Raw genomic sequence first — 25,902 nt, forward strand, 5'->3', positions numbered from 1 at the left:
GGGAGTAAGGCGAACACGGAATATTAAGTAGTTAAATTATGGACACAATAATGCCCCGTACTCAAGTAAGCAAAGTATAAATCCGATAAGAGGGGCAACAATATTGTCCCTCTTTTATCGTCTAATTATAAAAAAACTTAAATCTTAGGATACAGTTCAATCTTAAACTGGTCTTTTTTGGTCCACTCTTTTTCCCGGAGATAAGTTACTTTCTCAAGTACGGTTTTTAATAAGCGATTTTTCTTTTCAATATCATCAGTCTCTTTATATACATCTAATACTTTTTTTACGGTTGGGATATATTGATTTACGTTTTGTTCATGGAATTTTGCTCTCTCTATTTCTTCTTCTAGAATGCTAATTTCATATTGTGTCTGTTTTATAAGGTTTACAACTTTTTGCGAACGTTCCATAAATACTTCCATAGTATATTCACCAGTTTCTCGATAGGTATGAATATTATCTTTTCGAAGGTATAATTTTTCTAACTCTTTTTCTTTGTTTTCTTTTGCTTTCTCTTTTATGGTTATAGCTGAGCTTTCTTCTTTTTTTTCAATCATGCTTTCTTGAATGTCGAAATGTCCTACGATTTCCTCCAAGCCCTGAATAATGCGTTCCTCCACAAGAGATAATATAGCTCCTTTTTGCACACCTTTACATTTAGGATTAGGGCAACGGATCATGTGATTAGGCCTGTCTTTTCTGGGTTGATACCACATTGTATACCCACATACCTGACATTTAAGAATTCCTGCTAGTGGATTAGAGAGGGATTTAGTTTCAACGGTAGACGGTCTCCATCTGCCTGTATGTGCGTTATTGGCCGTTTCCCAGAGTTCTGGAGAAACTATTGGTGGATGAGCATTTTCTGTTATGGTCCATTTATCCTGCGGCATCTTTTTACGTATTCGTTTTCCATTTCTTTTCGCAGACTTAAATTTACCCCATATTATATGTCCCATATAGACTTCATTTTTTATAATCGCGGTAATACTAGAGGGCGACCAAAAATCTGACTTTTTGTCTGGAGGGTGAACACCTAATTTATCTAATTCAGCTGCTATTGCTTGTCTTCCGTGTCCATCTCGCATCATCTCATACATTTTTTTTACAACCCAATCAGTTTCAGGATTAGGTTCTAATTTTAAGTTTTCCGTTCTTTTGTAACCATATGGAGGTATTTTTGAGATAGATTTTCCTGCCGCTGCAGAAGTATGTCTTCCTCCTTGAAGACGTTTGGTTATTGATTTTAATTCTTGGCGGGAGAGTAGAGATTTTATACTGAAAATCAGTTCCCATGATTCATCCTCCGGGTCATAAATCTCTGTTGGCGTGATGATCTTTGTCCCGGAATAACGAAAAGCTCTATCCAGTGTCCCTTGGTCGTACATATCTCCCCGTCCGAGTCGGTCCATATCCATTACTAACACTGCATCACATTCCATTTCTTCTATTAAGCGTAAAAGTTTTTGCATTTCAGGACGTTCATATATTGACTCTCCTGATATAACTTCTTCAAATATGCCAACTACGTTGTGATTTTCCTTTTTCACCACTGCCATAAGGGTATCTCTATGGCGGCTAAGTGTGTCATGAATTTTGTTATCGCCAACCGCTTTTCGTTCTTCCTCAATATCCTTTCTGCTTTTACGTAAGTAGATAAATACATCTAGTTCATTAGGTCTCTGCAATACAAATCACCTCTAACCAATTATACAATGACCATTACACAAAAAAACCACAAAATTACAAACTTTTTTATATAAGACTAAGAATTTTGAAAAGTGCCTGCTAAAATGTTTCAAATTATTTAGCCGGAGGGGTTTTGAGTGTTAGAAAGCAGGGTTGTCCAACTTGATCATCAGCATACAGATGTATCAAGGGGGAATTCAGATATGAAGGAATTTAAATTTGGTAACACTACTGTAGTTATCCATTCGCCACTTGTGCATATGAATACAGATGAAAAAAAGAAATGGTTTCAAGATGAAGTGGAAAAAGGCAATAAAGTTTTAAAACAAATAGTTGCAGCGGTAGGGGAATGTTACAGAATACCATAATTTCAGAGAAATTATAAATGACCAAGTGAATCTTCTGATGGGTTAAACTTTGTTGATGAGAAATAAGGACAGCGGTGTGGCATTAATGCTATTAGATAAAACTGATTAATCTTATTTGCTGTATGGCATTAGAAGACTGTGGTTTAAATTGGTTGCTATGTGAAGGTTGTTTGCTTTAAGGGAAAATCAATCAAACAATTCTTGTCAGGACCAATGATTAGCCTACTTCTCCAGAAACTCTTTTAAAGATGCATGGTAGTGGCCAAAATGTTAAAATCAGGTATGAAGTGAGGTAGCACTTCAGTTTTATAAATACTATGGCCATTGTGGGACACGAAAATAATCCATCCTGACGGTTCACAGCGTAGGGGATGGCTTATTTGCTTTTCAAGGCGTTTCTCTGTCATGTGTCAAATAAAGTGGAAGAACTTTTTATGAAGTTCTTGAGTGAAACAATATTTTCAAGTCTAGTTGCTCTATACGCAGGTTAATAACGTGGGTACACTATACAGGAAAAGGTAATGGAAAGCATGAGAGTCGTTTCAGTTGTAGTAACAAAGAGCTTTAAATTAATTTTGGAACGTCTCTTTGATATAAGGAAAATCCCAACCAACCAATCTGCATTTCCATGTCCTGAAATCCATATCAAATCAAAGGATGGGTTAGAATAAAGCGAGATAAACTCAGCCTTTGTACAATCCCCCTTATACCGAATTATAGCCTCTAATGTTGTAGAGGTGGCAAGAGCAGAAATCTTGATTTGCGAAGGTATTTATGAACTTGCTCGACTGTTTTTGAACTTAAATTTCTTGTATCTCCACAGAGACATGAAGATTAGCTAATAAACTAGGTTTGTTTAATACATAAAATCCCTCTTTACATTACGAAGAGGGATTTTTAGCATTATTCTATTAGATCCCCATGCATTTAATATAGCCATAAATTCAAAGTATTGAATATGGTTTAATAGTTTCATATAAAGTAGGTGTTAACATTAATTAATACTTTTCTTCATAACTACATCTAAACAATGAGAAAAAGTTTATCCACAAAATTCAATTATAGTTAACTTCAGATTCCTTAGAGGATTTAAACAATTCTACGTTTCTTTTTGACATTGAAATGCCGTGAGTGGTTTTAAAATGCTTTGTGTAAACACAAATAGTATAAGTTCTCAATATATGGCGTGATAGTGCGTCGTTTAATAAGTTTATAGTACTTGCTCCCTAGCAAAATGAAGGATTTTTATTGCAGGGGATTGTTTTAAGCAGATAGGGGTAGTATGGTCTAGATGAAAAACTAAGAAAAATGGAGCTTGTACTTTAAGTGTATCATGAGCGTATCGGAATTCTGTAATGTAGGGAAAAACATGGTGAGTAAAATACTTAAAAATGGCGTATTTTGAACTTTGTTTCTTTGGTAGAGCTTTTATATAATAATCAAAACTTAACTGCTGGAGGGAATTGATTATGAATAAGAAGGTTAAAAAAAGCGTTATTTTCATTCTTTAGAAACTGAAAGCAATACATGGGAAACAGGGGATGGATATACTTGCTCTGAAATTGCAGATATGTGTGGGGTTTTAAATAAAACTAATGATAATCCAAATAAGAAGTTGATTAAAAAGATAGCAAATGAGTTTGGTTTAAAGCCCTCTGGATATATCTATTCAGATATTTATAATAGATCAAATGGTTCGCAGTATGGTTATCATCCTAAAGAAAAACCTATGTTTGATGGAGAAGAACTTGAGTTTATTAGGAAATTTGTAAAGGCATGTGATGTTTCGGATTCAAAGGGATATTATTATTTTATTGATGTTGCTTTTAGAAAGGACAGTAATATAAGAATTTTTGCAAAGGGGCTTTAATATATGTAATCGACATAGACATAAATTTCGATATAATGTAGCCATTTACGTTTTTCCCATTCTGATAGTTCTTCAATATAGTCTTCCCAGTTAGCTCTAGAAGGAAGAAGGCGTTTTGCGTACTCTAACCCTCCATCGATACCTACACTTTGGCAAATACAATATTTAAGATCATGGGTATGGAGAGATTCAATTATAGCAGTACATTTTCACATCGAACTTTATTGTGTTTTAGTTTTCGTTTCATGTCAAACGCTCCTATAAGAATTTAATTACTGATTATTCGTTATTATAGTACTGAAAATCCTCCTTTGAATAAAGGAGGATTTTTTAACACGACTCCGTATATTTTATTTTTAAAAAACACGACAAATAACATTTGACTTTATAAAAAATTCAGGGTAATATGATGTTATAAAAACACGACACCTAACAAAAATAAAAGGAGGGCAAGATTAATGGGATTCAAATATTGGAGAGCTGTTTGTCGCTATGGTCATGTAGGACTGCGTCGAGAGGTTGCAGTTGCACGGTTTTTAGTAACTGATTCTGGGAGTAGTATTTTGGATGTTTATTCGTTGGCTGCTGATATGCCGGGTGTTAAGTCACATGGAGTTATCCAAATCCAGCCCATTAATCAGGAAGCATATGAATTAGGAAAAAAGGAAGAAGACAGCAATTTTTATTTGCAAAAGTTAAAGAATTTCACATCTAAGGAAATAGAGGAAAAACTGTATGCTTAATGAATTTACCTTGGTTAACGAGCAAGTAGGAGATTATATAAATAAATTGGGTTGTCCTATTTTAGATATAGATGTGGTATGGAGTCGAAAAAAGCGAGTCGATTTAATTGGCTACGTTATAGATTCTGATGGTAAAAAGAAGACAGCAGTGGTCGCCGAGATAAAGAAACGGCCGTCATTTGAATCTCAACAACAATTGTTAGTGGCAGCAAAGGAATTAGGGGCCTTGTATGCACTGCTTGTTATACAGGAAGAACCGCATAGCTGGGGTTATTATTGGTATGATGTTGGAACATCGCTTCCTTTATCAAAGGAGCCAAGATTTGATAATGGTAGATTTTTGGAGAATCAAACGGAAATCGAGCAACAAATATATAAAGTGGCAAATGCAGCTCGCGAGATTCTATATAATCCATGGGAGACTGTGCAGTTTTTAGGTGACATTTTACTCATTAGAGCGTATTTACATGATACAGACGGATTAGAAAAATGGATAGTGATTGCTGATGATTATCAAAAATACATGATGTTACGTGTAGCAGCTTATAAGCATTACAATTTGCCGGTAGGAGATGATGGTTGGATTGTCAGGGTTTCAAATTTAAATCGGAATCAAATTGTAAGAGATATTGGGAGCTTATCCCCTAAACATGTATCGTTAGGTTCGGCTTTTTTACAAGTGATTTCTTCTATAATGGAAAATGCCGGAAGACGTGAAGGTCTTTTTATTACAACAGAGCATATACGAAAGGTATTTCTAGGTTTTGTGTCTTCTTTGGACATTAAAGCTGATGGAAAAATGGCAGATGTTTCTGCAGGGTTTGGTACTATTTTATCTGACTTGTATACACAGCAAGCCATTAACGGTGTCGAGAGTATTGGTTTTGAAATAAATAAAGACGTGAGCATACTTTCTCAAATCCTTTTTATTATCAGTGGGATAGAAAACGTTCGAATTGAGTCTGGGGATTCCTTGCTTTTGGGGGAGGAACACTTTGGTCAATACAATTTAGTCATTATGGATCCTCCATTGGGAATGCCTCTAAATAACAAATCCTATATGGAAAAGTTTCGAGTAACATCTAAATCAAGTAACGCTCGTGTCTCGGATCTAATGTTAGAACAGTCGATTCGTTTGGCTCGAAAAGGTGGTTATATTGTTGCAATTGTTCCAGAAATAACATTATCTGCTTCTGGTGCGAGTAAGGAAGTACGAGACATAATTAAGGATGACACGATTATTGAAGCAATAGTCAGTTTACCACCACATATTTTGAAGCCTTGGACAATGGCTAAGGTGAGTGTATTAGTGCTTAAAAAGAAACAATCGAGGGATGAAACCGCAAATGAAGTTTTCTTAGGTAAATTAGAATCGGTCGAAGAGATTGATGAATTAACAGAGGCATTTCGGTTGTTCAGGAAGGAGAGAGGGCTGCATGGGTGAGTTTTTAACTTATTCTTACGAAAAACTCCTTTCATCCAACACACTGACTGTGGATGGCCTTATCCTTCTAGGGCAACAATCAGATGCCGAGAGAACCCCTCTTGAACAATTAGCTGAGATTAATCCTAATAGGTTAAGGTCCGCTAATATACAAGGGGACGTTTTTTACCCATATATAGAAATTAAATCAATTAGTGTTGAAACTGGTGAGGTAAGCCCAACTTTTGTAAAGGGGAGTGAATTACCAGCCAGAGCAAAGCTTAAAGCGAAGCCGGGCGATGTACTTTTATCTTTGATTAGACCAGAAAGGTCAATTGTAGCAATGATTCCCGATAATTACCCGGAATTTATTGTGTCTAGTTCACTTGTTGTACTTAGTCCTAAAGGTGATGTGGACACCAAAGCATTATTTTCAATGTTAAAAGCTGAAGAAGTCACAAATGAATTGAAAATGATGACTTCAGGAACTACGATACCAAGTCTTTCTTTAAAACAAATAAAGGAATATGAAATACCAGTATCTAATTTTACAGTGAACGATAGGGCTTATATCGCTGAATCCACAGCAGATTATCAAATAAACACTAAAAATGAACAACTTAGTTTCCATGATATTGTTGAAGCAGCCTACCGACCACTATTGCTTTCTGAGAAAGAACTAAATGAGAGACATAGTGTAATCCCTTACTCGGAACTCATTTCAAATGACCGGTTTGATGCTGGTTTTTATATAGACCGCCTAAACTATCAAATAAAATGGACAGAGCATGAGGAAAAGTTAGGTGTTGTGGTAAACGAAGTTCGGGTTGGGCGATCAATTCCTTCAAATCTAAAGAAAACAGTACCAACTTCTGATTCTGTTAGGTATTTAACTGCAAAAAACTTGAGTGAAAACTCTATAGACATCCAAGAAGAGGAAATGGTCTTTTTGGACATTGATAACATCCCTACAAAGAGTGGGACAGTGGAACGAAATTCAATTGTTCTTGTTAGGCAGGGGATTAATAATCTGGGGGTAAGTGCATTAATTACGAACTCACTTGAAAATGCATTAGCAAATCATCTTTTAATGATTCTTCATGTGAATGATAATTTAATCATCCCAGAGTATTTGGCGTATTTTTTAAAAACAGGATGGGCGCGACGACAGATAAACGCTCTTTCATCCGATCTGTCAACGGGAAGGTTTATATCACAAAACTCGATAAAAGAATTAATATTTCCTTTGCCAAACATGGAAGGACAACAAAGAATTGTAGAAAAAATTAATTTACAGCTCAAAAAAATGTAACTGATTACACCAAAATGGAGAACAATTTTTAACTCTAACAGTGTCCCATTTTGGTGTACCGTATAACTTATTTGTTTTCAGGGTTCGAAAAGAAAAAGATGTCAGGTATAGTAATTTAAAATGTGGAGGGGTATTAGTGGGTTATCAATCGGAGGCGCAGCTTGAAAAAAATATGATTAAGCAGCTTGTTGATCAAGGATACGAGGAAGTAGTTATTAATGATGAAGTAGCTCTTATTCAGAATTTTAGGATTCAACTTAACCGTTTTAATGAAAAAAAATTAGAAGGACAGCCGTTAACCGATACCGAATTTAGCCGTTTATTAACAATGATTGACGGAAAAAGTATCTTCGATACAGGGAAGATACTACGTGATAAGCTGGTTTTTCAGCGAGATGATGGAACAGAGGTATATTTAGAGTTATTTAACACAAGGGAATGGTGTAAAAACTATTGCCAAGTTACTCACCAAACAACAATGGAAGGTAAGTATAAAAATCGCTATGATGTCACCTTACTTATCAACGGCTTACCCATTGTACAGGTGGAATTGAAGCGTCGTGGTTTGGATTTCAAGGAAGCATTTAATCAAATACAACGCTATAGAAAACATTCATTCCGAGGACTATTCCGTTTTTTACAATTGTTTGTGATTAGTAATGGAGTGGACACAAAGTACTTTGCCAACAGTGATGGGGAAATTCTGTTTGGCCACACTTTCTATTGGTCTGATACTGAGAATAATAGAATTACAGCTTTACATGAATTTACAGAGACCTTTTTAGAAAAATGCCATATGGCAAAGATGGTCGCACGTTATATGGTCCTGAATGAAACCGAAAAGAGACTTATGGTTATGAGACCTTATCAGGTCTTTGCTGTTGAAGCTTTGATTAAAAGGGCTACAGAAACTAGAAATAATGGTTATATTTGGCATACGACTGGATCGGGCAAGACACTCACCTCCTTTAAAGCAAGTCAGATTTTAGCCAATGTGCCGGATATAAAAAAGGTTTTCTTTCTTGTAGACCGGAAGGATTTAGATACTCAAACAATGGAGGAATTCAATAAGTTTGAACCCGAATCTGTTGACCAGACGGATAGAACCGATACACTTGTTGAACAGATAAAGGATCTTACCAAGCCGTTAATATTAACAACTGTTCAAAAAATGGCAAATGCGGTGAAGAATCCAAAGTATAAAGAATTTATGGATCAATATCGTGATCAAAGAGTTATTTTTATCATTGATGAGTGTCATCGCAGCCAATTTGGTAAGATGCATAGAGAAATTTCAAAGCACTTTAAACACGCACAATATTTTGGATTTACGGGGACCCCTCGTTTTGAGGAAAATAAAAGTCAGGATGGGCGTGTGACTGCAGACATTTTCGAAAAGTCCTTACACACATATCTAATTAAAGACGCAATTCATGATGAGAATGTGCTAGGTTTCTCAGTTGAGTATATTAAGACAGTTAATATCATTTTCGATGAGAAAGACCAAACAAAAGTACAGGGAATTTTAACCGATGAAGTGTTGATGGATGAAGAGCGACTAGAATTGGTTGCTAATAATATTATTGAGCATCATGACCGCAGGGCAAAAAGCAAGGGTTATACAGCACTATTTACGGTTCAAAGTATTCCTATGTTGGTCAAATACTATGACATTTTTAAAAGGTTGGATCACAATTTAAAAATTGCAGCAATCTTCACCTTTGGAGCTAATGAAGAAAGCGAAGGTCGAGACGAGCATTCACGTGATAGTCTAGAGCGATTCATGAAGGATTATAATGCCATGTACGGTACAAACTTTACGACCGATAAATTCGCCTCCTATTTTGCTCATGTTTCTAAAGGGGTTAAAAATGCGCAAATTGATATTTTGATTGTTGTCGATATGTTTTTAACGGGCTTCGACAGCAAGACTTTAAATACTCTCTATGTGGATCGGAACTTGAAGTACCACACCTTGCTACAAGCGTTTTCACGTACTAATAGGGTCGAAAAAGCAACCAAGCCATATGGTAACATTGTCTGTTTCCGTAATCTAAAGGAAAATACTGATGAGGCTATTCGTTTGTTTTCAAGGACTGATGGCGTGGATGATGTATTGATGCAAAGTTACGAAGAATATCTAAAGCTTTTTAAAACTGCTTTGGGTCAAGTCCAACGTCTCGCTGCAACTCCGGCTTCAGTGGATGCATTAGAGCGTGAAGAGGAAAAACACCAATTCATTATTGCCTTCCGAGATTTAACGAAATATTTAGTTCGTCTCCAGACCTTTAATGAATTTGAATTTAATGCAGACAAATTAGGTATCGAAGAGCAGACATATCAAGATTATAAGAGTAAGTATTTACGAATTTATGATGAGACGAAAAAGACTGTAAATAAGGAATCCATTTTAGCCGATGTGGATTTCTCCATTGAATTAATGCATACAGATCGAATTAACGTTAGCTATATTATGAACTTAATTCGCAATATTAATTTTGATGATGAAGCTGAGCGTGATGAGGCAGTAAGGAAAATCAACTCTGAATTGAATCGGGCTGATAACGAGGAATTGCGATTGAAAGTGGATCTCATTAAGAACTTCTTGGCGCAGGTGGTTCCAACCCTAACAAACGCTGACTCCGTTGATGATACGTTTAATGACTTCGAACAACAGGAACGAATGAGGGAAATGGAGTCATTTGCTGAAGAAGTTGGTGTTCCTAAAGATAAACTTCAAGGGTTTATTGAAGAGTATGAATTTAGTGGAATTATAAACCATCAGGAAATCAGCGACACAATAAAGCTTCCCCTACTAAAGAAGAAAAAAGTGTTGCCTCGCATTTTCACTTTTATTTTGGAGCATACGAAACGGTTTTCTTAATAGTTTTTTTGGAGGTAGCAGGATTCGGGAGATTCTGCTACCTCATTTTTAAAAGAATAATCATGTTATTTTTAAAAATAACAAAATAAAACTTGCTTTTATTATGCGATTGAATTATTATTAAAACAAGGAATTTCAACAGCTATTTTTAAAAATAGCAACAAAGGAGGTGCGGCGTTGTTTCTTGAAAATTGCGCAACCGTATCGCAAGGAGTCATTTTATCACGCATTCAGACTTTACCCGGACCGGATGCCAAAAGTATTCCTCTTTATACAATGAAAGAATTTAACGAAAGTCTCGGCTTGAGTTATCACGGGCGTACTGAAAAACTTCAAGAGATTCATGTATTGAAGGAAAAGATAGAGGATTTACCGGTTGCGAAGGAAGGAATGGTGTTGATCAACTTGACAGCGCATAAAGCTGTTTTAGTTCGTTCAGAACATACGGGTAAGATTATCACATCAAACTTTGTGATTATTAGTCCCAAATCAAATTTAAATCCCCTTTACTTTGAATGGTTTTTTAATGAACATCCGGATTGTCATAAACAATTACGAATTGCTATTCAAGGGTCAATCGTGTCAGCACTTTCTATTCAAATGCTCCGAAGCATACAGCTGAAGTTACCATCTCTAAAGGAGCAAGAACTAATGGGGAATATTTATCGTCTTACATACGATAAAAAACGTTTAACAAATGAACGATTGCAGTTGGAAGAACAATTAACAAATTACTTATTATTACGTTTTCTCAAGGAGGAACCTAATTGACTAGGAAGTACGAGAAAAATCTCATTTCCGAAGAATTTGCGAAAAGGTTGTATTTTATTGCAGACCAACTCCGCCATGAAGTGGGAACAAAAAATTATCAAGAGGCAATTATGCCATTGCTATTTTTACGAAATATTCAGGAACGAAAGAATACTGGAGGGAAACTATTTAATGACTAGTACAGAAAAGCAACGATTACAACAAGCAGAGCTTCACAAAAAATTATGGAATATGGCCAATGAGCTTCGAGGCCAGATGGAAGCATATGAGTTTAAAAATTACATTCTCAGCTTAATTTTTTATCGCTATCTGTCTGAGAAAACTGAAGACCGAGTTGCGAAACTGCTTGAGGAAGATGATATTTCGTATACAGATGCTTGGAAAGATCTTGAAATGCGTGAAGCATTATCTGAGGAACTCATTCAGCAAATCGGTTATGTTATCAAACCTAAGTATCTTTTCTCTAACATGATTAGTGAAATTACTAAAGGCGATCAAGGTGAATTTGATACAGAAATGCTACAGAAAGCTGTCAATGCAATTACAGAATCCACACTTGGAGCTGATAGCCAAGAGGATTTCCAAAATTTATTTGACGATATGGATTTAGCTTCATCAAAGCTAGGCCGTGATGTAAAATCTCGCTCGCGTCTTATTGCGAAAATTATGGTTAGCATTAATGACATTCCATTCCTTCATGATGATGTAGATATCGATGTCCTTGGCGATGCTTATGAATACATGATTTCTCAGTTTGCTGCAAGTGCTGGAAAAAAAGCCGGAGAGTTTTATTCGCCTCAACAGGTATCTAAAATATTAGCTAAAATTGTAACTGTAGGAAAAAAAGATTTAAAGTCTGTATATGACCCAGCTTGTGGTTCAGGTTCATTATTGCTTCGAGTAGCCAAAGAAGCTAAAGTACGGAAGTTTTATGGTCAAGAACAAACTGCCACTACTTATAATTTAGCACGAATGAATATGCTTCTACATGATGTTTCTTACCAAAATTTTGATATTAAACTTGGTGATACTTTAGAAGACCCTGAGCATATTAATATGCGTTTTGAGGCTGTCGTTGCAAATCCGCCTTACTCTGCGAATTGGAGCGCAGATCCTAAGTTTTTAAATGAGGAACGTTTCAGCGCTTACGGAAAACTTGCTCCTAAATCCAAGGCAGACTATGCATTTATTCAACATATGATTCATCAGTTAGACGATAATGGAACAATGGCTGTTGTATTACCTCATGGGGTACTTTTTAGGGGGGCAGCTGAAGGAGCGATTCGTAAATATTTAATTGAAGAAAAGAATTATCTGGATGCAGTCATCGGGTTGCCGGCTAACATCTTTTTTGGCACATCAATCCCTACTTGTATTTTAGTCTTTAAAAAATGCAGAGAAGTCTCTGATAATGTAATATTTATTGATGCTTCAGCTTACTTTGAAAAAGGAAAGAATCAAAATTTGTTGCGTAATGAAGATGTTGAAAGAATTGTTGAAACGTATATCATGCGTGAAACTGTTGAAAAGTACTCTTATGCAGCAACCATAGATGAGATTAAAGAAAATGATTATAATTTAAACATTCCACGATATGTGGATACTTTTGAAGAAGAAGAACCTGTCGATATTCTTTCTGTTCAGTCAAGATTAAAAGAGATTGATTCAGAAATCGAAACAATTGATCAACAACTTTCACTATACTTTGATGAATTAGGAGTAAAATAATGATTATTGCTGAAAAAAGTAGTAGTATACCCAAACTACGCTTTCCTGAGTTTACTACTGATTGGTCTCCCCGAAAGTTAGAAGATATAGCTACTTTTTCAAAAGGTAGTTCTTTATCAAAATCCGACTTAACTGAAGATGGTCATCCATGTGTTTTGTATGGTGAACTTTACACAAAATATAAAGAGGTAATAACGGAGATTCATAGTCGAACTAAATCTAAAGATACAAAATTAGTTATGGGTTATAAAGGTGACGTATTGATTCCTTCTTCTGGAGAAACGGCGATAGATATAGCATGTGCATCAGCATTAGAGGTAGATGAGGTTTATCTTGGTGGAGACTTAAATATTATAAGGCCAATAAAAGATGTTAACAGTGTTTTTTTAAGCTATGAATTGAATTCCGCAAGAAAAAAAGAGTTAGTTAGAATAGCTCAAGGTGCTACAGTAGTACATCTATATCATAGCGGTCTTAAAGCAATTACTGTATTTCTCCCCGAAATTAAAGAACAGGAAAAAATTGCATCCTTTTTTACTCTTATTGATCGAAAAGTAGTAAAACAAAAAGAGAAGATTGAGCAACTTAAACTTCTTAAAAAAGGTATGATGCAAAAAATATTTTCACAAAAGCTACGATTCCAAGAGGAAGATGGAAAAGTGTATCCACAGTGGAAGCTAAAACCTCTAAAATCAATAGGTACAACATATACAGGATTGAGTGGAAAGACTAGTGAGGACTTTGGTGTTGGTGAAGCCAAATATATTACCTATATGAATGTATTTGCAAATGTTAAAGCTAAATCAACAGGAGTAGAAAAAGTAGACCTTAGTGACGGTAAGAAGCAAAATCAAGTTCTAAAAGGTGACCTATTATTTACAACTTCTTCTGAAATTCCTGAAGAAGTTGGTATGGTTTCTTATTGGGAGTCAGAAGAACAGAACGTTTATTTAAACAGTTTCTGTTTTGGCTACAGGCTTAATACTAAAGAAGTTATACCTGAATTTCTTGCATATATGTTGCGTTCAGAAGGATATAGAAGACACATAACAATATTAGCACAAGGGTCTACTAGATATAATTTGTCAAAGACCGAACTGTTAAAAATGAACGTTGAAATTCCTTCTTTAAATGAACAAAAGAAAATCATATCCTTGCTATCAAGTATTGATAACAAGATAGAAAAGGAAGAAGAAAAACTAACTATATTAACTGAGCAAAAGAAAAGTTACATGCAACAAATGTTCATTTAAAACAAAAAACCGGCAAGCAGCCGGTTTTTTGTTTTTTAATTAAAGTCCAATTCCCGATGCAGCATTATCATCAAACAAATTAGATTTCTTTATATAACGCTGCAACGAATCACTGCGCTTATGCCTCGTCTGCTTCATAATTTGATGCTCAGCCTTCAATTCACTCCGTCTTAGCGCTCCGGCCCATCCCAAAACTAATAAAGATCGGTTCCGAACCCCATTTAAGGTATTCTGAGGAAGAGCTTGGATCACTTGGCGTAAGTCATCGAGCCAAAGGGCATCTTTTCCTTCCTCTTTAATCCCAATCTTTCGTTGAATTCCGTCCCATACTCCTTTGACAAGTGCTGTTTTGGTTGGACTAGGGTACCCAGCCGTTTCGTGACGCTGCGAGATCGCTGTCATTTTTCGTTTGATGGAGGAAGCTTTCAATGTTTTTCCTAAAAAGGTGATGTAGTAGACGAGCGTTTCCGGGGCAGCCGGGAGATCCTGCAGTCCGTTTGTTTTACACCATTCGGAAAATTGGGTCCAATCGTTTCGATACGCTCGTTTTGTGTTTTCAGCCTTTGAATTGGCCAAGTGTTGTTTGGCTTCATCCTGCAGCTCCAACATCTCGGTGGAAAGGGGCTTGTTTTTCTGAATTTTTAATTCTACATTCATCCAATTTCCTCCATTTCTAATTATTGATAACGCGGTTTATCGATAGTTAAATTACTGGTTTAATTTTATCCCAAAATGGATATTTGAGGGAATCTAAATGGGGCTTTGAACAACTGAAACTGTGCAATCATTAGATTTTATTCTTTTCAATCAAAGTGTACTCAAAATGAATAGTCTTACTAAATTAAATATAAAAGTGGACGATATTACTTAAAAGGTAATTATTTACTTATAAAGATATATTACAATTTCATAATTAGCATTTTGCAGTATGGAGAGTGAAATGTATGCCTAGTTATACAGAAAAGTTCATTTACGCTGAGGAAAAGTCATCTTACTACTGTTGGAAATTAAATAAACGGGGGGTACCATCCTCTTTGTATATTCAAAAATGGCGCGTACCAGATCCAGTTCCCTCAACCATTGATGTAAGTATTCGTTTCCGTGGTGAATTTCTACCAGAAAATATGAATACTTCTGCTATTTTTAAGAAGTTTCCTGATTTAAAAAATGAATCCATTATTCAAAATGTACATAAAGTTAGTGAACACACAAAAACAGTTCGTTTTGACATTAGTGGTTATGATTGTCCGATTACAAGTATATATGTACCTAAAGAAATGATTGGAGAAAAAACAAATCAGAATATGATACAAGTCATTATTGATTGGTGCTAATGAGATTTTCGTGGCGATCAAAATGTAAGTGGAAGTTAGACTGTTCTAAGAAGGTTTTATTAAACTATTTTTAATCAAAAAGAACATTCCTCGCTGTGAGGTAAAAATGCAAAGAAATATTATGACAAATCTTATTCCTTTGAGAAAAGAACAGGTCTGTTACTATTAAGAGTTCAAAGCAAAGGTACAAGGGTTAAAAAGTACGTCTTTAAAAGGGAGTTGATTCTACTGGAATCAAACGCTGAGCAGTATAAAAAAGATGTTAAGATTTACTTGTTGGAAATGATTAGAAATAATCGTCAACCATCAGGAGCGGAGTTGCTAGATGAAATAGAATTGTTTTTTGGTTGGAAAGTAAGATGGGATGTCCGTAAAATAATTAACGATCTTATAAAGAGCAAAACTCTTACTAAAATTGAAAAAAGCTATTTTATAGATTTAATAGACACGGAAAGTGAAAACAGCTTCATTTGCGCTCTTGGTGGCCAGCATAACGACAAAAAGAACCTTAAATCAACGTTGGATAATTTGCTAGGGGAAGGTCAACGGTATAGAAAGTCGACTGAATTTTTAGAAATGATTGAGTTCATGGGAAAGTTTCGTCGATATTCCCCGTATAATAATATGTTGGTTAAAATCCAAAATCCACACTGTACCTTCTATGCCACACAATATGATTGGCTTAATCGTTTTGAGAGAAATCTTAAAGAGGATGCTAAACCAATGCTAATTTTAGCGCCCATGCATCCAGTTATGCTGGTTTACGATCTTGATGAAACAGAGGGAAAAGAATTACCAAAGGAGTTAACAGATTTTGCCCATTTTGAGGGAGAGTGGCGACCTTCATTATTAACTAATCTTATACAAAATGCAAATAAATATTTAATTAGGATAGATTTTAAAAAGCATAGTAGTACAAGTGCTGGGTTTGCAACATTGGATAGGGAAAATCTTTCAAATAAAATGAGAATATCAATTCATAATAAACTGGATGAACCTAGTAGATTTGGTGTGCTATGCCATGAGTTAGCTCATATCTTTTTAGGACATTTAGGGTCGGATCATGATCGATGGTGGCCAAGTCGTCAAAATTTAGATCATCAGTCTGTAGAAATAGAAGCTGAAGCAGTTGCTTACATAGTTACTCAAAGATTAGGTTTACAAGGTAGCAGCATATCATATTTGTCATCATATCTAACTGGGCAGAATATCGCCGCCGGCATTTCTATAGATTATATAGGGAAAATTGCTAGTAAAATTGAGGAAATGGCTGTAAGAAGAGTAGAAACTCCAAAGAGGAAAAAGCAAAGTAACTAAATTTATCGTACATTTAATATACATATCTTTTGAACTAGTAGATAGCTGGAATAAATATATTTTGTTGCACTATTAGTTTCTGGTATATCGTTTTTTAAAACATAGCATTCACAAGAGTAATATATCAAGTAAAGGGTAAAGGGGAAGCTGCATGACCACTTCAATTTCAAAAGATAGTATTCTGCACAGTTTAAACACCCAGATAAATAAATTAGCAATTGAATATGAACAAAGAATAAAAGGGTTGTTGGAAGAGAATGCTAGTCTGAAAACACAGTTATTAGAGTCTCGGAATCAAATTGAGTTACTATCTAATAGTTTATTGGAAATGGAAGAAAAAGCTCAAAAAGTAGTAGTGGCTGGTGGGAATATTGTTAATACATCTAATCCGTCTGAAGAAATAAGTGGGCTTCTATGCCAATTAGACTATCATAGGAACCATCAATCTTTTGTGAACAGCTACGTCGAAATAGAGAAGCTAAATAATTATGAAAGCAGCTTGTTAGATGAAACAAGAATAGGACTTATTAAACACTACTTTTTGGACATGTTTCTATATAATCCATCTAATCCAAATGAAATGAATCATACTTACAATGCCGTATTATCTTTTATAAAACGATATATTCAATCTCATGAATTGACTAATTTCCTACGGAAGAATGAGAACTTATTGAATGAAAAAATATTAGATTCAGGTGTTCCTCAACTTGTAACTAATTTAGCTCGAATCTACTTTGTTTTCAACTTAAATGAGATTCTTATGAGATATTTAGATAAAGTTATAGATAGATGGTCAGCTTTTGACTCAACGATTGATAAAAAAGACTTTATTCGACTAATATGGTTAAGTTTTTATTTAAGCAAAGATAAAAAGTTATTACATAAGTTGAAAACAGCTTCTCTATATCTAAAGGAACCTGACCCTGACATCAGATTGTATAACATTATTGCAGAAGTATTTAGTAAGGGGAAAATAAATAAGAGTGATAATGACAATATACAAAAAGCAAAAGAAAAGGTTACATTCCTTGATTCAATAGAAATAGATAAATTGTATAAATCTTTGAATAAGAGGATTCGCAAACTGGGAGTAAAATCGGTAGTTAAAGGATCTGACAAAAAGTCTATTAATAATTCCAATAATAGTGACAACCTCAGAAAAATTTGGTATCTTACAAAATTAAATAGTAACGAACGAATTCTTCCAGATACACGAAAAATGCTTCAGCCTGAATGGATTTATTTAGCCGTTTTTAAAGATGTCTATCTAAAAAAAGAACAAGGTTATGTTCTTATTCAAGCTTTATCTGATCAAAAGCAAGGTAAAGCCTATATTACACCGGGACTTATTGAAGAACTAAGAAAGAAGGTTGGTGAAAAATGGGTAGATATTCGTGCATATCAAGGAGAAGACAAAATAGAAAAAACTTTAACTAAAACTGATTTAAATCAAAATGTGTTTGTATGGCCAAGCACCGAACTGAAGGGGGAAAAGATAGAAGAAATCATTTCTTTCAATGAAGAAAGTGAGTTAAAGAAATTAGGGTATCAAATTACAGGATCAACAAAAGAAAAAAGGTGGAAAATACTAGAAATTGCAGTGAGGCAACTAGGATTAAAAAAAGTAGCATACACCATTGCTCAAAACGTAAAACTGAGAAAAGGACAAAAGAATGGAGAGAAGAAATTCAGTTATGCAATCGGGGAATGGGAGTATGATCTTGCTAAACTAAAACTAGCATATTATAAAAATAATTTTACATGGCCAACTACTAGATTAAAGTAGTCATGAGTTGCTAAAGTGTTATGGTTTTTATAGGTTTACTCTTGTTAGCCCTATATTTATTTTTTTGAATAGTGTGTGTTTTTTTGTTGAATAAATTGAACTAACTCCCTCTTCCAATTATGAGACGGGATTATTTTTTTGTCCTTAATTAATGGCTGTTACCGTACAGAGAGAGCAATTGAAAATTTTAACTATCATTTAAAGAAATTAAAAAACAACTTATTAAAGAGTGTGGGTTAATCCTTTGATATTTTTTTCAAAAAATAAAATACCTAGCAAACCCTATTGGAAGTGGGGAAAATGTTATTTACAGGGTTAAGGATAATAATTCACTTGATAATGAATTTTAGTTAAACTTTACCTTAGAACTGAGTGCCAAAATAGATATTATCGCACTCTTTTATTAATTGGTTATGTAAACATCAGTTATGCAATAAAACTAGTACAATGTTTGTGTCACAAAGAGAGTACACCAAAAAGGAGAACTTTTTAAGTCGAGTACATCGAAATGGAACACTTTTCAGCAAAAAAGTGTGAAGAGCTTTAGAATAAGACTTTTAAAAGTTAAAGAGGACACGTACAAGGAGAACTTTTTTAAGTCGAGTACACCGAAATGGAACACTTTTCAGCAAAAAAGTGTAAAGAGCTTTAGAATAAGGCTTTTTAAGGTTAAAGAGTACACCAAAAAGGAGACTTTTTAAGTCGAGTACACTGAAATGGAACACTTTTCAGCAAAACAGTGTCAAGAGCTTTAGAATAAGGCTTTTTAGAGAACACTTAAATGGAGAACTCCAAGTTGAGTATACCAAAGTAGAGAACTGCAATTACTCACGAAACCCCCGCTGCTACGGGGGTATTTTTATAAGCCGGTAACAATGTTCATAGGAATATTTGACTTTTATCAATAACTTTTTTATAAAAATTGTACATGCGAAGTTCACCTTCGGATATTTCATCTAAAGCAACAAAAACGATATTGTCCGTATCCATTCCGTTATTATCAACTTTTTCTTTCGATATCTTATTGGAGGTTACTTTCCTTGTTTTCCGAAGAACATCATTAAATAGTTGTTCTTCCGTTTCGTATATCGCCAAGATCTTTGCGTTGTATTTGAATACACGTCTTTCGATAGGGACTGTGTAATATGCTAAGATTTCCATATCTTTCACATTTCCTGCTCTAATAAATACAGGGATAAAGTATTGTTCATACTTATTTCCCTCTTCTTGATGAAACTTATAAACAAAGTGTGGTATATAGTTTAAACCGTTTACTGAAATATTGTGGGCTTTATAATCATGAACAAGGGCATACTTAGTGTTTCTCCAATTGGGTTTCAATCCAGCCTTAATTAAAGCGATAAAGGTGTCTCTGTATTTGTTGGTGATGTCCGATTCTTCATCATCGAATAGTTCCAAATAGATTCCTTCTGTTATGGGGAAAAATCTTTTCATTCCAGTAACGTAGACATCTATTCCCCAATCTTTGTAGTCATCCATGTGGGCGATTTCATGTTTTAAGTTAGCAATGCGCGTGTCTTTATTGGAATGGATATTTGTAGTTATGAAACCATCACTATCATCCATTAAAGTAAAGATAACTTTATGTTTATGCTCGGTATCATTTTTAGCCAACTCTTGATAACGATATAATTTGCCCTCGATAGATTTAACATCGTGTTTTTCAATGATGGTATTGGCATGGTCCCGCTTCGTTTTGATTTTTTCGCTACCACTATCCACTTCAACATAGATGAATGTGTCCTTCACTTTAAAAATCCAATCTGGAGTTAATCCCGTTTTATCGCCAAGCTGCTCTTTAATATGAATGAAGTCCTGCGGCACAAATGATTGAACTACCCCTGATTTTTTGTACTTCTCAATAAAATCTGGACTGTACTTAGCTAACGATTTTAAAGGAGGAATAAAATCATTGCCGAAGTTTTGCTTCTTAAAGATTATTATAGGTTGCTCTAGTTCATCATTTTTATCTTCTTCTCCAAACGGAATGATATATTTGCCTCCATCAGCTATATAGAACGGATCTATATGACTGACATTTTTTAAGAATTCGATGACACATTGTTTAATGGCAAGAGTATGGTCTAAATTGCTTGTTGCATGGTATTTGAGTTTTTCATTCTCTTTTAAGTAACCCAGCTTTTTTAGAATGGATTGACCAGCATTGGTCAATTCAATAATTCCCATCTCATATCCGTTTTTCATTTTTACTTTTCTTTTGTTTATGATATTTGCATTGTTCCAACGACTCATTTTTCTTCGGAAAGCAGCTTCACTTATATGCTTTAACAGAGAGTAAAACTCATGGAATTGAGGTTGCGATAAGATACTCTGTTCGTTCAAGAAAAGCAGCGCATGGATATCCTTGCTTTCTAATTGAACACGGCGTTTTTTGGATTTCGATAAATAATAGTATATTTTCATTTTCTTTTCTCCTGTTAGTTTTTCTAAAGGAAAAAAGCACTTTCTCCAAGAAGAAAAGGTGCCTTTATATTTTCCTTGCTTTATTTGAAATTGCTAAGACATTAGCAATAGCTTGTTATACTGCTTCAAAAATTCGTAAAAAGTCTCATTATTCATATCCTTAATAATTTCTATTTCGTGATTTCGCCATTGTCTATTTCCTTTATGTTTACAAAGCTCACGAAGGATTACTGAAGTATCGGTGGGTTTTTCACTTTCAATGATTTCTTCAAGTGAATAGGTTTTGGTAACAACATCTATATTCCATACCACATGTACATTTGTGAAATTGTTTTTTGCCTTTTCAATTTCATTATGGTCACCTAAATAAATTTTGTGGCTTACCTCGGTTTCAGCTTCGAAAAGATCAACAATATGATTAAGTGAATACTCATTGATAAATCCAAGTCCAGAAAAGCAGTACAATCCTTCTCCTTTCCAAGAAATATTTAAGGAAACATTTTGATCATTATCTTCGTTCTGTCATCAATGTAATTCTCTTCTATCAAAAATTGCATAGCTTGTTGTTCTAAATCCTCGAATCTAGTTACAAAAAACTTTCCTTGATAATTCTCCTCATTAACAAGCTTTAACTCTTCGTAAAGCGCTTCATAATCGTTTTTATTTAATATCACATAGATTCCTCCAGTAAAATTTAAGCAAAAATAAAAACCCCATAATGAGGATTAAACGCAATAGTATGTGCGTTTAAACTCAATAATGGGGTTTTCCCTTATTTCGATTTAAATTTATTTAAATTACAAGTAAACTACGATTTTATGAATGGTTAAATTAAATAACATATCACTTAAAGGAAAATATAAAATGTCTTTATAAAAGTTTTATTTTCCTCTGCCGGAGAACCATCTATTCCAAAGTTCTTGAAAAAGTGTATTTCTCTTAATCATGACAACATATCCGATTGCAAGCATAGCAATAGCGACAGGCTGAACAGGGAGTCCAACGAGAATGTTAACAACAATTATATATGTTAGAGCCACAGAAAAACAGATACCTAGTATGTTGGCGTAAAGCATTAGTTTGTTGAAGTCCATGAGCTGTCCTCCCTTAAATAAATTTCTAAATATCACCATATTTTGATTATAATTCAATAACTTCCCCAGTTACAATTTAATAAAGGTTATTTGAAAGCGAATGGTTGTATAGACCTATATTTCATAATAAATAAGTAGTTCTCTTCCTATATAGTCGGCATTTAAAGGGAGCGCCCATATAGTACATAAACCATTGATAAATCTGGTTTTAAAGAAGGACATAGTATACGCGTTGAACGGACCCCTCTAACGGGTATACTTCAACGTGCATAGTTACACTTATTTCAAATCATTTTGATATAAATCTAAAAAAACTTCGAGTGCTTTGTTTACGATAAATCTTTTTTCAAGTCCACTTCTATTAGTAAAATCATCTAATCGTTGCATAACAGGGTCAGGAATGGGGACATTTAACTGTTTGGCGGCAATATCTTTATTTTTATAATTGGCGTGTTCAAATAGTAGTCTGCCAAACATTTTATATTTGGTTTCATCATCTTCATTCTTAGAACTCCGGTTGATATATTCATCTGCAATAACCTTGAGCGCATTGATTTGCTCTTCCGAAAATGACGGGTTATCAAAGTTTTTTTCTATTACTAGTTTCTTTTCTTGACGAATGTCCCAAAAAATATCGTCTAACATGGATTGATCAATGTTGGTAAAATCCCACTTTTTGGTCGATTTATCAGCTCCAACAATCTTTAAACGACTATAAATAGCGGATCCTGAAGATAAGTTAAACATTGCTCCAATTTCTTGATCCGTCTTCCCGGCTTTTATGAGTGAAATAACTTCTCTCAAGGATGCTTTCTTAATGTCTTTGTCCATCTTTATTTCCTCTCCTTTCATTTAAAGGTAAAAACATATTAGCTTGAACTTTATGCAATTCGAATAGAAAAATAAAAAAATATGTACGTAATACTTAATTCTTATTGTTTTTTTCTTTTAATGGAGTTAAATCCAATATAAGTTAATTTTTTCTAATGAATCTGATTAAGTTTTTGCTAAATTTCATTTAACTTAAAGTAGACTTTAATGAAATTTAAATCAATGGCGTGACAATGAGCATTTTTTCTATATCCAACATCTATTTACTCATTTACATCTATAAACAACCGACAAATAAAAAAAGAGTAGCTTTTAAATAAACTACTCACATAGGGGCTACTGACCAAAATTAAGTTTTTTAATCTTTAGTAGGTGAAACCAGTAACTGAAGTCCATTGTTTAATCCATAGTCCCACATCTTGACATACGGGTAGGTACCTTCTGGCAAGATGAATAGTCTTTCTTCTAATGGTATAATCGCTTCTTTATTATCGACACTGCAGCCATATTTATATGTAGCTGGATGTATAGTAACTATTCTGCCAGTATCGTTATAGAACTTAAATCTCATTGTATTGCTCCTTTAATTTTATTCTGGGAAATACCGTACTATTTAAATTTTACAATATTATTAATTAAATCAAGAAAATATTAAAATTTTATTTGAAAAGGGGTTCGCATATCAAAAATAATAATTATAATATTTTAAGATTTTAGCTTGAAATTAATTAACAAAGTACAAAAGAAGGAGGTCCCTTATAAAAGTAAGTTAAATAATAAGTTTCTTGCTAAAAAATAAATAATAAAAAAGGGAGAACCCCAAACTTGTTTAAGAATGGCCTTATGACTTGACCATCTTTACTTGTTTGGGGTTTTTATTATGGAGGAAAAAGTATGAATCATAAAAACAAAGTTGAAATGGAAACTAAAAATCGAAAAAAATCCAGTGTAGGAAGAAGTATAGGCTTATACAATGATGTGATGGTGGGAATTGAAGATTCTCCTGCGCGTAAGGAACCAGATAATAATAAGCAAAAGGATAAAAATATCCCGTCTGATCTGTATCCAACAGGAGAAAACATTTTTAATAGTAATCATCTTCGAATCAATAAAGAAAAAAAATATTATTACGTACGAGTAAAGACAGAGGAAAATAAGGATAAAGAAAGTCCAATCTCAAAGTATAAAGAAAGTCCAATTTCAAACTTTATTGTTGTGCCACTCTATACGACTGTAAGACAAAATGGCAAACAGGTTTATATGTTAAAACTAATCTCTAACAATCAGACAAAAGTGGTCGAATTTGATGGTGAGACATTAGCAATTCAAACAGCTTTTAAAAAACATTGCATGAATAACGGGAGATTCAATTGGTATGGGAAGCAAACAAACTTAGATAGTCTGATAAACATGATTTTAACCAGCCCTATGAAAGAACTTGAGTTTATACCATATATGGGGTGGAATGAAAAGGAGGGTATCTGGATTTATCCATCACATGCGTATTATCGTGATAAGGTGGTTCTTGCAGATGAAGATGGAATTATAGCAGTAAAAGGTAAGAATTTTAAAGTGGATGTTGATAAAGATGACGAATATAGAATACATCCACATATTGATACTACTCCCTCTAAGGAGGATTTGGTTACTTACTTTAAGTGCCTTAAATTACTCTATGGTCAATATTCAAATCTAGCTTTCGGTTATATTGCTGGAACAATGAATGTAGATGCCATTGTAAAGGAAACGGATTATTTTCCGTTTCTATACCTATATGCAAAACATGGTCAAGGCAAGAGTACAGCCGTTAAAGAGTATACAAAAATGGCCGGTATTAATGTATCGTTGAATACCCCGCCATCGTTGGATAGTTTAAGAAAGGGTATGAGTCGAAAATCCTCTATGCCTTTTGTCGTAGACGAAGCTGAAAATAAGAATGAGAATAGCAAGGGGATAGATTTCTTTAAGGCCTGTTCAGATTCACTTAAAAATAATGTTTATATGAGGCAGGATTTTATTAGAGGGCATAAAGATGAATCTGCTATTATTCGATTTCCTGTAAAAGCGACTTTAATGTTAAGTGGAGAAGTATTGACCAGCGTGCCATCAATTATTCAAAGATCAGTTTTATTTGATGCTTCAAAAATTAATTTTAATGAAGAGGCTATTAGAAAAGTCAAAGCTCTCAAAGAAGTACCATATTGGGTAGGACAGTATTTAATGAGAACATCTTATAGATGGAAGCATAACTTTTTACGACTTTATCATGAAATCCTTGATTATTTTAGTAGTAGGGGATGGGGTAATATTCACATTCGAATTCGGTCCCATTATGCCATGTTTCTTGCTTCAGCTTTTGCAGCTTTTGCCCAGTTAAATGATTTTTTGGAGGATGAAATATTTTTTTCTGATCCAGAGGAAAGAAAGGAAATTTATCAATTTGTATATCAGGAGATGAAAGAAACGCAACAACTAACAATCGAAGACCATCCTGCTATGGATTTTTTGCGCAAGATTGGTTTATTGGCTAAAAAAGATCAATTACAGAATAATAGTGATTATAAGTGTGTAAAAGAAGATGGTTCCACCTATTTATACTTGGCTCCATCTAATATTTATGAAGCTTATAATATGTCGGAAAGAATCCCATTCTACCCATCAAGCAATAAAGTCGTTAAAGACTTACAAACTTATTCATTTTTTATTAAAAAAGTTAAACACAGAATTGGTGCTAGTAATCCTACTGCGTGGTTAATACAATTATCTGATCCGGGTAATCCTGAATCAATTAAGGATGGCATTGTTCATCCAGAGTTGCCCGATACAATGATTTACTTCTATAAATAAAATAAGGTAGAGGAAAGTTCCAAATTTCGTTCCGCAATTAATGGAAAAGATGGAACGGTTAAAAGCCAGTAACATCAAGGTTTAATAGCAGGTTGTTCCAACGTTCCACTACTTTTGAGAGTATGTTGGTATATAAAATATACCTGTACGGTTATACATTCTTTCCAAACAGTAAAAAATTCAGTATTTCGGAACAAAGTA

General features: G+C 34.2%; 22 protein-coding genes. 14 read left to right on the top strand and 8 right to left on the bottom strand.

All coding sequences use genetic code 11. The features are described from left to right. Nucleotides 1-137: 137 nt before the first annotated feature. A complete protein-coding gene (locus tag CUU64_RS10885) occupies nt 138-1,691 on the bottom strand; it encodes a recombinase family protein (protein ID WP_101633659.1) in 1,554 nt (517 codons plus the stop codon). A 204-nt stretch (nt 1,692-1,895) separates the two neighbouring features. Here CUU64_RS10885 and CUU64_RS22000 point away from each other — a divergent pair, with 204 nt between their 5' ends. Together CUU64_RS22000 and CUU64_RS10895 are read left to right on the top strand one after the other, a co-directional pair. Continuing rightward, entirely contained in the window at nt 1,896-2,060 is a 165-nt protein-coding gene (locus CUU64_RS22000) for a hypothetical protein (RefSeq protein WP_180954557.1), read from the top strand. 1,570 nt (nt 2,061-3,630) lie between these two features. Then, nucleotides 3,631-3,930 (top strand): hypothetical protein, encoded by a 300-nt coding sequence (locus CUU64_RS10895; RefSeq protein ID WP_101633661.1) that lies wholly within the window; start codon nt 3,631-3,633, stop codon nt 3,928-3,930. Here CUU64_RS10895 and CUU64_RS23345 read toward each other — a convergent pair. Beyond that, nucleotides 3,927-4,127: a DUF7695 domain-containing protein gene (locus CUU64_RS23345; protein ID WP_483861836.1), complete on the bottom strand. Its 201-nt coding sequence runs from the start codon at nt 4,125-4,127 to the stop codon at nt 3,927-3,929. The two genes, CUU64_RS10895 and CUU64_RS23345, sit on opposite strands and share 4 nt — an antisense overlap. Nucleotides 4,128-4,388: 261 nt before the next feature. Here CUU64_RS23345 and CUU64_RS10905 point away from each other — a divergent pair, with 261 nt between their 5' ends. From CUU64_RS10905 to CUU64_RS10940, 8 genes are all read left to right on the top strand, one after another. Next, nucleotides 4,389-4,673, top strand: coding sequence for a hypothetical protein (locus CUU64_RS10905; protein WP_101633662.1), 285 nt, complete (start codon nt 4,389-4,391; stop codon nt 4,671-4,673). Further along, nucleotides 4,666-6,117 (top strand): N-6 DNA methylase, encoded by a 1,452-nt coding sequence (locus tag CUU64_RS10910; RefSeq protein ID WP_101633663.1) that lies wholly within the window; start codon nt 4,666-4,668, stop codon nt 6,115-6,117. The genes CUU64_RS10905 and CUU64_RS10910 overlap by 8 nt, the downstream gene beginning before the upstream one ends. Then, nucleotides 6,110-7,408, top strand: a complete 1,299-nt coding sequence (locus CUU64_RS10915; protein WP_101633664.1) for a restriction endonuclease subunit S — start codon at nt 6,110-6,112, stop codon at nt 7,406-7,408. Before CUU64_RS10910 ends, CUU64_RS10915 begins: the two co-directional genes overlap by 8 nt. Before the next feature lie 136 nt (nt 7,409-7,544). Beyond that, nucleotides 7,545-10,292 (top strand): type I restriction endonuclease subunit R, encoded by a 2,748-nt coding sequence (locus CUU64_RS10920; protein WP_101633665.1) that lies wholly within the window; start codon nt 7,545-7,547, stop codon nt 10,290-10,292. A 177-nt stretch (nt 10,293-10,469) separates the two neighbouring features. Further along, entirely contained in the window at nt 10,470-11,063 is a 594-nt protein-coding gene (locus tag CUU64_RS10925) for a restriction endonuclease subunit S (protein WP_101633666.1), read from the top strand. Then, the gene (locus tag CUU64_RS10930; RefSeq protein ID WP_101633667.1) at nt 11,060-11,242 is read left to right on the top strand and encodes a hypothetical protein; all 183 of its coding nucleotides are present in this window, start codon (nt 11,060-11,062) and stop codon (nt 11,240-11,242) included. The genes CUU64_RS10925 and CUU64_RS10930 overlap by 4 nt, the downstream gene beginning before the upstream one ends. Further along, a complete protein-coding gene (locus CUU64_RS10935) occupies nt 11,235-12,791 on the top strand; it encodes a type I restriction-modification system subunit M (RefSeq protein WP_101633668.1) in 1,557 nt (518 codons plus the stop codon). Before CUU64_RS10930 ends, CUU64_RS10935 begins: the two co-directional genes overlap by 8 nt. Beyond that, entirely contained in the window at nt 12,791-14,044 is a 1,254-nt protein-coding gene (locus CUU64_RS10940; RefSeq protein WP_101633669.1) for a restriction endonuclease subunit S, read from the top strand. The genes CUU64_RS10935 and CUU64_RS10940 overlap by 1 nt, the downstream gene beginning before the upstream one ends. Before the next feature lie 39 nt (nt 14,045-14,083). Here CUU64_RS10940 and CUU64_RS10945 read toward each other — a convergent pair whose 3' ends face one another. Next, nucleotides 14,084-14,701: a hypothetical protein gene (locus CUU64_RS10945; protein WP_101633670.1), complete on the bottom strand. Its 618-nt coding sequence runs from the start codon at nt 14,699-14,701 to the stop codon at nt 14,084-14,086. Nucleotides 14,702-14,988: 287 nt separating this feature from the next. Between CUU64_RS10945 and CUU64_RS10950 the strand changes: the two genes are divergently transcribed. The 3 genes from CUU64_RS10950 to CUU64_RS10960 all read left to right on the top strand — a co-directional run bounded on the left by CUU64_RS10950 (nt 14,989) and on the right by CUU64_RS10960 (nt 18,484). Continuing rightward, complete coding sequence (locus CUU64_RS10950; protein WP_101633671.1) at nt 14,989-15,378, top strand: hypothetical protein; 390 nt, start codon at nt 14,989-14,991, stop codon at nt 15,376-15,378. Nucleotides 15,379-15,597: 219 nt separating this feature from the next. Then, complete coding sequence (locus tag CUU64_RS10955; RefSeq protein WP_101633672.1) at nt 15,598-16,695, top strand: hypothetical protein; 1,098 nt, start codon at nt 15,598-15,600, stop codon at nt 16,693-16,695. A 151-nt stretch (nt 16,696-16,846) separates the two neighbouring features. Continuing rightward, a complete protein-coding gene (locus tag CUU64_RS10960) occupies nt 16,847-18,484 on the top strand; it encodes a hypothetical protein (RefSeq protein ID WP_101633673.1) in 1,638 nt (545 codons plus the stop codon). Between the two features lie 879 nt (nt 18,485-19,363). Here CUU64_RS10960 and CUU64_RS10965 read toward each other — a convergent pair. The 5 genes from CUU64_RS10965 to CUU64_RS10985 all read right to left on the bottom strand — a co-directional run bounded on the left by CUU64_RS10965 (nt 19,364) and on the right by CUU64_RS10985 (nt 22,854). Continuing rightward, complete coding sequence (locus tag CUU64_RS10965) at nt 19,364-20,929, bottom strand: hypothetical protein (RefSeq protein ID WP_101633674.1); 1,566 nt, start codon at nt 20,927-20,929, stop codon at nt 19,364-19,366. Between the two features lie 93 nt (nt 20,930-21,022). Continuing rightward, nucleotides 21,023-21,394, bottom strand: coding sequence for a hypothetical protein (locus CUU64_RS10970; RefSeq protein ID WP_101633675.1), 372 nt, complete (start codon nt 21,392-21,394; stop codon nt 21,023-21,025). A 23-nt stretch (nt 21,395-21,417) separates the two neighbouring features. Continuing rightward, nucleotides 21,418-21,603, bottom strand: coding sequence for a hypothetical protein (locus tag CUU64_RS10975; RefSeq protein ID WP_101633676.1), 186 nt, complete (start codon nt 21,601-21,603; stop codon nt 21,418-21,420). 207 nt (nt 21,604-21,810) lie between these two features. Then, nucleotides 21,811-22,023: a hypothetical protein gene (locus CUU64_RS10980; RefSeq protein WP_101633677.1), complete on the bottom strand. Its 213-nt coding sequence runs from the start codon at nt 22,021-22,023 to the stop codon at nt 21,811-21,813. Nucleotides 22,024-22,302: 279 nt separating this feature from the next. After that, a complete protein-coding gene (locus tag CUU64_RS10985) occupies nt 22,303-22,854 on the bottom strand; it encodes a hypothetical protein (RefSeq protein WP_101633678.1) in 552 nt (183 codons plus the stop codon). An 894-nt stretch (nt 22,855-23,748) separates the two neighbouring features. On the opposite strand from CUU64_RS10985, the gene CUU64_RS10995 reads away from it, so the two are divergent. Then, a complete protein-coding gene (locus CUU64_RS10995) occupies nt 23,749-25,701 on the top strand; it encodes a hypothetical protein (RefSeq protein WP_101633680.1) in 1,953 nt (650 codons plus the stop codon). The last annotated feature ends 201 nt before the right edge of the window (nt 25,702-25,902 follow it).

This window comes from Bacillus sp. V5-8f, from assembly GCF_002863565.1.
In the GTDB taxonomy this organism is placed as follows: domain Bacteria; phylum Bacillota; class Bacilli; order Bacillales; family DSM-1321; genus Peribacillus.

Excerpts from the sequence above, each read along its gene's own strand:
- CUU64_RS22000 (WP_180954557.1), top strand. The coding sequence starts at position 1,896 with ATGAAGGAATTTAAATTTGGTAACACTACTGTAGTTATCCATTCGCCA.
- CUU64_RS10895 (WP_101633661.1), top strand. The coding sequence starts at position 3,631 with ATGTGTGGGGTTTTAAATAAAACTAATGATAATCCAAATAAGAAGTTG.
- CUU64_RS10905 (WP_101633662.1), top strand. The coding sequence starts at position 4,389 with ATGGGATTCAAATATTGGAGAGCTGTTTGTCGCTATGGTCATGTAGGA.
- CUU64_RS10910 (WP_101633663.1), top strand. The coding sequence starts at position 4,666 with ATGCTTAATGAATTTACCTTGGTTAACGAGCAAGTAGGAGATTATATA.
- CUU64_RS10915 (WP_101633664.1), top strand. The coding sequence starts at position 6,110 with ATGGGTGAGTTTTTAACTTATTCTTACGAAAAACTCCTTTCATCCAAC.
- CUU64_RS10935 (WP_101633668.1), top strand. The coding sequence starts at position 11,235 with ATGACTAGTACAGAAAAGCAACGATTACAACAAGCAGAGCTTCACAAA.
- CUU64_RS10940 (WP_101633669.1), top strand. The coding sequence starts at position 12,791 with ATGATTATTGCTGAAAAAAGTAGTAGTATACCCAAACTACGCTTTCCT.
- CUU64_RS10945 (WP_101633670.1), bottom strand. The coding sequence starts at position 14,701 with ATGAATGTAGAATTAAAAATTCAGAAAAACAAGCCCCTTTCCACCGAG.
- CUU64_RS10950 (WP_101633671.1), top strand. The coding sequence starts at position 14,989 with ATGCCTAGTTATACAGAAAAGTTCATTTACGCTGAGGAAAAGTCATCT.
- CUU64_RS10960 (WP_101633673.1), top strand. The coding sequence starts at position 16,847 with ATGACCACTTCAATTTCAAAAGATAGTATTCTGCACAGTTTAAACACC.
- CUU64_RS10965 (WP_101633674.1), bottom strand. The coding sequence starts at position 20,929 with ATGAAAATATACTATTATTTATCGAAATCCAAAAAACGCCGTGTTCAA.
- CUU64_RS10980 (WP_101633677.1), bottom strand. The coding sequence starts at position 22,023 with ATGGACTTCAACAAACTAATGCTTTACGCCAACATACTAGGTATCTGT.
- CUU64_RS10985 (WP_101633678.1), bottom strand. The coding sequence starts at position 22,854 with ATGGACAAAGACATTAAGAAAGCATCCTTGAGAGAAGTTATTTCACTC.
- CUU64_RS10995 (WP_101633680.1), top strand. The coding sequence starts at position 23,749 with ATGAATCATAAAAACAAAGTTGAAATGGAAACTAAAAATCGAAAAAAA.